At 66.7% G+C, this 808-nt stretch carries 1 protein-coding gene; it reads right to left on the minus strand.

Annotated elements, in window-relative coordinates; translation table 11 throughout:
* A partial coding sequence (locus AACY08_RS27625; protein ID WP_339472282.1) for an HAD-IC family P-type ATPase occupies positions 1 to 808 on the minus strand: 808 nt, incomplete at both ends.

Raw genomic sequence — 808 nt, forward strand, 5'->3', positions numbered from 1 at the left:
CTTTGTCCTCGCCAGCGAGCTTCTTGATCGAGGCAACCTTGTCCTCCGGCATCAGGTCGCCCCATGCCTCGTCGAGCCCGACATCCTTGGCGATGGCGTCCGCCACCTTCTGATGATCGCCCGAGATCATGATCATCCGGGTGATGCCCATCTCGCGCAGCCGCTTGAGCGCGATCTTGGCCGCTTCGCGCGGTGTATCCATCAACCCGATTGCGCCGATGTCCTTATCGCCCTTGCGCACCACCATCGTCGTGCGCCCGCCCTCGCGCAGGGTGGCGATGGCGTCGGTCGCGGCCGCGTTCAGCGTGGGGATACCCTCCTTGCCGAACATCTCGGCCTTGCCGATCCATACCGTCTCGCCGTCGACGGTCGCGGTGACGCCGCGTCCGGTCAGGCTCTTGAGGTCGGTCGCGGTCGGCAGCTCGCGCCCGCCCAACCGCTCGCGTCCATCCTTCACAATCGCCTGTGCCAGCGGGTGATCGCTCAACCCCTCGACCGCGACCGCGAGCGCCAATAGATCCTCTTCGCTTGCGCCATCGACGGGGACGACATCGGTGATGCGAGGACGGCCTTCCGTCAGCGTCCCTGTCTTGTCGAAGGCGATCGCCTTTAGCGAGCCGAGATTTTCGAGCGGCGCGCCACCCTTTACCAGCACGCCACCGCGTGCGGCGCGCGCGACGCCGGACAACACGGCGCTTGGGGTGGCGATCGCCAGCGCGCAGGGGCTGGCGGCAACCAGCACCGCCATCGCGCGATAGAAGCTGTCGCGGAACGGCTCGTCGATCACGACCCACGCGAACAGCAGAAT

The organism is Pseudomonas sp. EL_65y_Pfl1_R83, from assembly GCF_963970695.1.
In the GTDB taxonomy this organism is placed as follows: domain Bacteria; phylum Pseudomonadota; class Gammaproteobacteria; order Pseudomonadales; family Pseudomonadaceae; genus Aquipseudomonas; species Aquipseudomonas tritici.